Consider the following 7,139-nt stretch of genomic DNA (forward strand, 5'->3'; position numbering starts at 1 on the left):
ATGGGTTTTGATGCACGGGATAACGGGGATTCACAGGATATCAGAGCGATCGGCTGGATCAATACAGGGTCGCTGATCTGGTTTGCGGCGTCTGCATGTGTCACGGCGTTTGCGTTTTTTGCACCCGGGATCAGCTTTGGATGGTCGCTCCTGCCTTTTGCAGTTGCGGTTGTCTCGCAAAGCCGGACGGTGCGGTTTGCATGTGTTGCAGGGTATTTCGGCTGGGTGGCAGCAATCTCCGGCTGGGGGCTGGTGAATTTGGGATACTCGGCCCTTCTCGTGGTGCCGGCCGGGATGGGGCTGACTGTCTTTCTGGGTGCTGTCATGGCAAGGCTGGGCATCGGTCCGACCTGCCTGGTTCTGGTTCCGCTTCATATGTTCCCGGGAAACCCGCTTCTGGCCACAGGCAGTGTATTTCCCGGGGCAGGTCTGTACGCCATTTTTCTATTGGCTGTTCTGGTGACCCGAACGGAGCTGATGCAACGCCCGCGGCATCGCGCACTGACACTCTTGCTGATCTTCGCTGCAGGCAATGCTGTCGGCGCTCTCTTGCAGGCCCGCACAGCCGGGAACGAAGAGGCCGCGATCTACCGGACGCTGGATATCTCCAGGATCTCAACAATCACCGAACGCGGCTATAATCAGGCGCTGGGGAGCATCATGCGCCCCGGCCATACCTACATAACAGGTGAGAACATCATCCGGTCCGATAATGCCGCCGCGATCTCGCAATGGTGCCGGATCGTGCGCTCCGGTGATCTGAATGTCATCCTTGGTGTTCAGAATGCGGCCAATGGTCAGTCGCAGCTCTGGCAGTTCAACACACAAACCTGCCCAAACCCAACGCGAATCTATGCGGCACAAACCGGCGTTCCCGGTATCACCGGAACATTTGCGCAGATGTGGGGCATAAAGCCGCCTGGACCAATCGGGTTCCTGGCCTGTTTTGAAGCCTTCAGCATCTGGCGCTGGATCGAGGTGTCGCAGGACCGCCCAGAGACCGTTGTGACCGTTGCCAGGGATTTCTGGACCGAACCGCTTCAGGTTGGCCTGTTGCGTCGAAAGATCAGCAGACAATTCGAGCGGTTGTTGTCCGTTTCAAGTTTCCATGCGGAGGCGGGCAAAACACTGCTTCAGAAAACGACACAAGAGGAAGAGCACTCATGATCGTTCGTCAATCAAATCTGATTGCAGGGCTGCGTGCGATCCGTGCCCGAGCAAACCATCATATAGACCGGATCATCCCTCCGAAACACGATATCGAATATGAGAGTGAGAGCTGGCACGGGCCGGTGTCCATTATTGAGAGCGGAGAAGCAGTGGGGCTTGAGGGGTCACCCGTTTCGGTTTCCATTCCACCAGAGCGATTGATCACTGACACGCTCTATGAGCCTGAGATCAATGGCACCTGGCACTCCTATCTGGACAGACCGCATCCCTTGGAAGCGGCGGAACCGGCCGACATCCTGGATCTTTCCGATCTCGGCGTCCGACCTCTTTTCTTCGAACATCAGGTTTACAACGAAGCAGATCCAGCGGATCAAAATGAATGGGACAGGGTCGGTCTGCAGCGGCGGTTTCGTCTCTATGCGTCCTCATCTGCCATGCTCCGACACAGCCAGCCTGCCCGGGATAACCCGGCCGTGGACCGGTTTCTGGGAATCTACACTGACATCAACGAGGAATTGGCCTGGTATTTGCAGCCAACTCATCTTGGCCTGAACATCCCGTTCAAATATTGGCCGCACTGTGTCTGGGTCGACTATATAGGTGAAGGGCTGCATCGTCGGGTGTTCTGTCAGGCGTTGACCCATAATGGTCATCCGCTCAGCTTGGCCACCAGTTGGCCGGTCAACACCTCAGGACTGCGAGCGGCCCAGCTGGAGTTGCTCGATGATACGCCAGTGCGGGGCCTTTGATGGTGCGGGGGCTTATCATAGGTATCGCATGTGTGAGCGCGTTGGGCATTGCCACGCTGGCAGGCCTGATTACGGGCAATGTCTCCCCATCAGCTCCGACCGGGCTATACGTTCGTGCCGACCCCGTGACCGCTGACTATGTAACATTCTGTCTCGCGGAACAGCATTCAGAGCAGCCGTTTTATCACCGCTTCTGTTCGCCGATCGCGCCGGACAAGATCAGGATCCTGAAGCGCATAACAGTGCGTCGCCCGGATGGTGCGCTGATCGTAAAGGGGATCGCCGCCGGGTCTATCGATTCCGAACTGATCGGGCCTGTGCAGCCGTCGCAGATACACGCTTATTGGAGGCACGTGCACCTGTGACGCAGATTTCCGAGAACCTCAGAGCCGAGATTGCCCGTGTTCGCACCCGTGAAGAAAAGCGGCTGATCCGCGTTGCAAAGGCGTCGGGGTATTTCGGGCAGAAGATCACCTCACAACAGCTGACCGCATTGCTGAAAGCTCTCGTGAAACAGAGCAAGCGGGAATCCCAACTCAAGCGACTGGAGGACAGGATGAAAGTTCAGAACAAAAAGCAGAGCGAGCAGGAACGGAGGGAGGATACACGGCGGAAGATCCTGCTGGGTGCGTTTCTGATCGCGCAGATCGAGCATCGTCCAGAAGACTTTGGCTGGGTCTCGGGTGAGCTTCGCAAATTCCTTGATCAGCACAAGGACGCGTCCGTCGCAGCCAGAAACAGAAAGCTCATGTCGGAGTTTCTGAGGTGACGCAACCTCCGAATTTCTACCCAAGTCCGGAGAATGACAAAGAAAGAAAAAGGGCAAATGAAACACACATCGAAAGACGGTCAATCGGCAACGGGGAGAAGGATACAGCCCGTGGATGTTCATGTAGGCGAACGTCTGCGCCAGAGACGGCTACAGGTTGGCATCAGCCAGGGTGCGTTGGCCCATAAGGCTGGGGTGAATTTCCAGCAGATCCAGAAATACGAGAACGGGCACAATCGTATATCCGCTTCCCGGCTGTGGGACATTACCAAGGCCCTGGATGTTCCGGTCAGCTACTTTTTTGAAGGGTTGAACCCGGGCGATAGACGGTCCAGCGATGACCTGTTAGCACGGCACGAAACTTTTGGACTGCTAACAGCTTGGCGTGGCATGCCCGAGAGCCAGCGCAAGTTGCTGCTCGAGCTGGTAAAGGACATGGCCCAAATGGCTGAATCGGACCAGCAGATCAATTTCGAACACAGGGTCAATGTATAATGACCAGGTTTGAAAACCTCTACTATATCACCGCAACCTATCTGATTGCATCCTGCTGTCTTATCCTCCCGTTTTTCGTGCCTTCGCTGGTCATGGGTGTTCAGCCCTATAACACCGCCTATCTGCTGTCCGCTGTGTGTATGCCCGTTGTCTCTTTCGGGATGATGGCGGCATTGACCTGGGAGACCATTGATCGAAGGCAGATCCATTACTTTGCGTTCTGTGCCGGGCTTGGCTGGCTACTCGGGGTCTACCCATATAGCGATACGGCAGGTGTGGGCGTATTGTGGCTGCCGTTATGGAACACCATTCAACTACTGGCCACCAGCACCAACAGAGCCTATGTCACCTCCAGTCAGATGCTTCTGTTCGCTCTCAGCACATGTGCCTTCCTTCTTGTGTGTTGGGGGTTTGGAGGGTTGTTTCGCAAACATACCTCGCGAAGTGATCCGTTTGATACTCGTGGTGCAACACGGCAGGGCGCCAGGATTCAGCGTGCGAGATGGGCAACCAGGAAAGAGGCGTTGCAACATCTGAACGCCCCGGGCGGGATTGTTCTTGGTGAGATGACACCGCCAGAAGCATTGGAAGTGAACTACTTCAATAACAAGGACCCATCGACCTGGGGGAAGCACGGCAAAGGCCGGTTGCTGTCAATCTCGCCGCAAACCGGGAACGGCCATGTCCTGGTCATTCAGGAATCGAGCGGATTCAAAACCACCGGCCTCATGATTCCGAATATCCTCTTTTATCAAGGCCCGATCTTAGCCCTCGACCCGAAGGAAAACCTGTTTCATCGGACGGCCGAAGCCCGGCGCAAGATGGGGTTCAACCCGGTCAGGATCAGCGCGACAGATGGGCTCGATGTCTTCAAGATGCTGGCGCCGCTGATCAGAGGGCGGCCTTCGATCTACTACTCTCTGGCCAAAACGCTTATCCCTGAAGAAGCTGGCGCCACGGAGAACTCCACCCACTTCCGGGAAAAGTCCGTCAATTTGCTGGCCGCGTTGCTGTGTTATTTCATCGAAAACAACAACGACAACGTGCTTTTGAAGATTTCCAGGTTTTTGGCTAAGTCGCAAAAGGAAGCCATAGATGCCTCGGTTGAGATGATCGCAAACGCTCCCATGGACTTCGTTGGAGAAGAACTGTCTGCGTTGAAAACGGAGTCCGATAAGTCTTACCCGGGTCTGGTTGCGGGGGTACGCAACAAGATTGCCTTTGCAAGGTTTCCAGATGTGAGTGGCTTTCTGAATCAGCCAGAGGGAAGCCGCAAACACGAAGCCATCCTAGACCCAAAGACTGATATCTTTTTGGACGTACCGACCCGTGTCTTGAAAGACTTTACGCCGCTGCTGCGTCTCATCACTGGGTCGTTGCTGATTGCCACTCAATTGATCGAACAGCCTGGGCGGCCGCGTGCGCGACGTCTGTTGTTGTTGGATGAAGCCAAAGGTCTTGGCAGTCTCGAGCAACTCAAAACCGTCAGAGACGAAGGTCGTGATATCGGTCTCCATCTCATGCTGTTCTATCAATCCTGGGGGCAGATGAGTGAGATTTGGAAACAGGGCGTACACGCATGGGAGGACTCTACCGAGACCCGTATTCTGGGCGCGGTCCAGAGCAGCGCCCGCTCGAACGAGATTACCAACATGCTTGGCAAGGACACCATCGCGGTGAAGACGAGAGCTAACTCGTCATCAAATGCCAAATATCAGGCTTTCTCAGGCCACCTGAGTGCAGGCGAAAACGAACAGGTCAGGGAAATTGCGCTCATGAACCAGTCTGATCTGAGTAAGTTACCCAAGATCGCGTCGCTGATCATGACCCGGGACCTGCCACCTATTCTTGGCAGTAAGGCGGTATTCTTCACCAGATCAGACATGCGAGATCGGGTCAGAACAGAAGATGATGTTGCGCACTTGATTGAAGCCGACAGGCTGAAAGTCCAGCAACAAGGTATTGCTTCAGGTTTGCGTCAAAACTGGCCTGACAAACCAGAGTTTGAGAGCGCAGAAAATGTCATTGAAGACTAGGTCAGCGAATTGGCCATGATCTTCACAAAACCAAAGCGAGTGAGACAGGTGGCAACAGATTGAGGGAGATGTACGATGCTTGATGATTTCTCTAAGTCCGGTTTTGGTGGCGACCATGAGCCGTGTGAGGATGTACAAGAGGTTCTTTTTTTCCTTTGGCTTGCAGAACTTCGCGACCAGGAAAACAAAACTCTAACTCGGGCAGCGTCTAATGCGTTTGATCCTGAACAAGCACGCTCGGGCGTCGGCTCATGAAAAACAACACTACACCAGAAATGGCAGCCAAAGTCATAAAGACACTGCTAAAACAGAACGATTTGAAGCTGCTTGACCTTGCTAAACAGCTGGGGGAAAGCCCATCGAAGCTGTCGCTGGCTATTCGATGCACAAATGGTGTTACGCCAAAATCCATCGAGATGCGCAAGAAAATAGCCAAATTCTTTGACCTGGATCCCTACGAGGTCTGGGATGCGGTCTTTTTGACGCCGAAAGAAAGAAAGAAGGGCGTCACGCGCAAACTCAAACGGCGGTTTGAGTACTCCGAGAAAGAGTGGTCAGAGTTGTTGCCAAACGATAAGGTCAGGTCGATCCTCGCTGAGTTTGACATGACCATACGAGATCTCAGTTCGATCCTCGAAATACCCTATAGCTCTGTGACCGCAGCTATTTATGGGAATTACAATTCGCCCGCGAGGGAGCAGATCGCCGAGTACCTGAAGATGCCGGTTGAACTCCTTTGGCCAGATCTTCATCACATTCCGCCAGAAAAAGTGAATCTGGAAGCTTTGCTCAGGAAGAGACCAGATCTTCGAACGCTTTATGGCTTCGGAAACATGCGGCAACCCTTCGATCCCCGACCGGACGGTTGGGCGTCGCCAGTCACGAACCACGGACACACATGATGATTGAGGTTAGACCTTTCAATTTGCGGCTAATTCGAGCGGATTGTGTGCCAAGTTAGGAGACGTCCATGAAGAATTTGACCTTTTGCCTTACTATAGGGTTTTCATCGTTCGTTGGCGCGCCGTTGCACGCGCTGACGGTAAGTGAGCTTGAAAAAAACTGTCTCGATGGAGATCTGGTAAGTTGTGAAAATGCAGGAGTTGCCTACGAGTACGGAACCGATGGCTTAGCAGATTATGTTAAAGCCGCTGAATTCTATAACATTGGTTGTATTGGCGGCCACGGAAAAGCCTGTCGCCGGTTGTCCAATCTTTACGTAGACGGTAGCGGTGTTCCACAAAGCTTCGATGAGTCATGGAGGCTAGTTCATTTGGCTTGTGAAAAAGACGATTTTTTTAGCTGCAACGTTCTTGGGACAACATACGAACGCGGCTTTCCTCTGACCCCTGACTCCTATGGACCACCAGATCCGTTGAGGGCTTCCGAATTCTACAGTGTCGCCTGCGAAGGCAATTACGAAGTCAGTTGTAGCAATCTGGCAGCATTGTATGCTTTCGGCTCAGGTGTAACCCGGAATACTGATAAAGCTAAGTCACTGTATCGAAAAGCATGTGACTTGGGGTGGAAACGGGGCTGTGAAGGCTTGGCGCGCCTTAACTGAACTAGCCGCCAAAACTTGGCAGACGTTGATTCAATTGGTGCATTTGGGGTCGTTTACGGCTGAGGGCAGAATAGTACGGTAAGGAGTTTTGTACCTATATATTTCAAACACTTACACGCCCCGAATCGTAAGCGCTTTTCTTCAAATGCTGCGCCGGGAAAGCCTTGATGTTTCAGTGATTTATTTTTCTTACAGTACTATCCTGCCCCCTCCGGCATCAGACCCGAATGAGTTGAGTGGTTCCGATTTTTGATGTGTTTGGTAGATTTGCAATACTATAGCATGGCAAATAAACATAGTAGTCATGCTATAGTATTGCAAACTATACAAATATGACATACTATGGTATTACATAG

General features: G+C 53.1%; 9 protein-coding genes. All 9 read left to right on the plus strand.

Annotated features, from left to right (window positions below):
* Complete coding sequence (locus Q1B13_RS20100; RefSeq protein ID WP_299083408.1) at positions 1-1,167, plus strand: hypothetical protein; 1,167 nt, start codon at positions 1-3, stop codon at positions 1,165-1,167.
* Complete coding sequence (locus Q1B13_RS20105) at positions 1,164-1,919, plus strand: hypothetical protein (protein WP_299083411.1); 756 nt, start codon at positions 1,164-1,166, stop codon at positions 1,917-1,919. Before Q1B13_RS20100 ends, Q1B13_RS20105 begins: the two co-directional genes overlap by 4 nt.
* A gap of 2 nt (positions 1,920-1,921) precedes the next feature.
* Positions 1,922-2,284 (plus strand): hypothetical protein, encoded by a 363-nt coding sequence (locus Q1B13_RS20110; protein ID WP_299800331.1) that lies wholly within the window; start codon positions 1,922-1,924, stop codon positions 2,282-2,284.
* On the plus strand, positions 2,281-2,688 hold the full coding sequence (locus Q1B13_RS20115; RefSeq protein ID WP_299083417.1) for a hypothetical protein: 408 nt from the start codon (positions 2,281-2,283) through the stop codon (positions 2,686-2,688). Before Q1B13_RS20110 ends, Q1B13_RS20115 begins: the two co-directional genes overlap by 4 nt.
* Positions 2,689-2,745: 57 nt before the next feature.
* Complete coding sequence (locus Q1B13_RS20120; protein ID WP_299083420.1) at positions 2,746-3,183, plus strand: helix-turn-helix transcriptional regulator; 438 nt, start codon at positions 2,746-2,748, stop codon at positions 3,181-3,183.
* Entirely contained in the window at positions 3,183-5,219 is a 2,037-nt protein-coding gene (locus Q1B13_RS20125) for a type IV secretory system conjugative DNA transfer family protein (RefSeq protein ID WP_299083423.1), read from the plus strand. The genes Q1B13_RS20120 and Q1B13_RS20125 overlap by 1 nt, the downstream gene beginning before the upstream one ends.
* Positions 5,220-5,294: 75 nt before the next feature.
* Positions 5,295-5,474 carry a hypothetical protein gene (locus Q1B13_RS20130; RefSeq protein WP_299083426.1) on the plus strand — a complete coding sequence of 60 codons (180 nt, stop codon included), beginning with the start codon at positions 5,295-5,297 and terminating at the stop codon, positions 5,472-5,474.
* A complete protein-coding gene (locus tag Q1B13_RS20135; RefSeq protein WP_299083429.1) occupies positions 5,471-6,121 on the plus strand; it encodes a helix-turn-helix transcriptional regulator in 651 nt (216 codons plus the stop codon). Before Q1B13_RS20130 ends, Q1B13_RS20135 begins: the two co-directional genes overlap by 4 nt.
* A gap of 68 nt (positions 6,122-6,189) precedes the next feature.
* Entirely contained in the window at positions 6,190-6,783 is a 594-nt protein-coding gene (locus Q1B13_RS20140) for a tetratricopeptide repeat protein (protein WP_299083432.1), read from the plus strand.
* Positions 6,784-7,139 lie beyond the last annotated feature (356 nt).

Source organism: uncultured Ruegeria sp. (assembly GCF_947489545.1).
Taxonomy (GTDB): Bacteria; Pseudomonadota; Alphaproteobacteria; order Rhodobacterales; family Rhodobacteraceae; genus Ruegeria.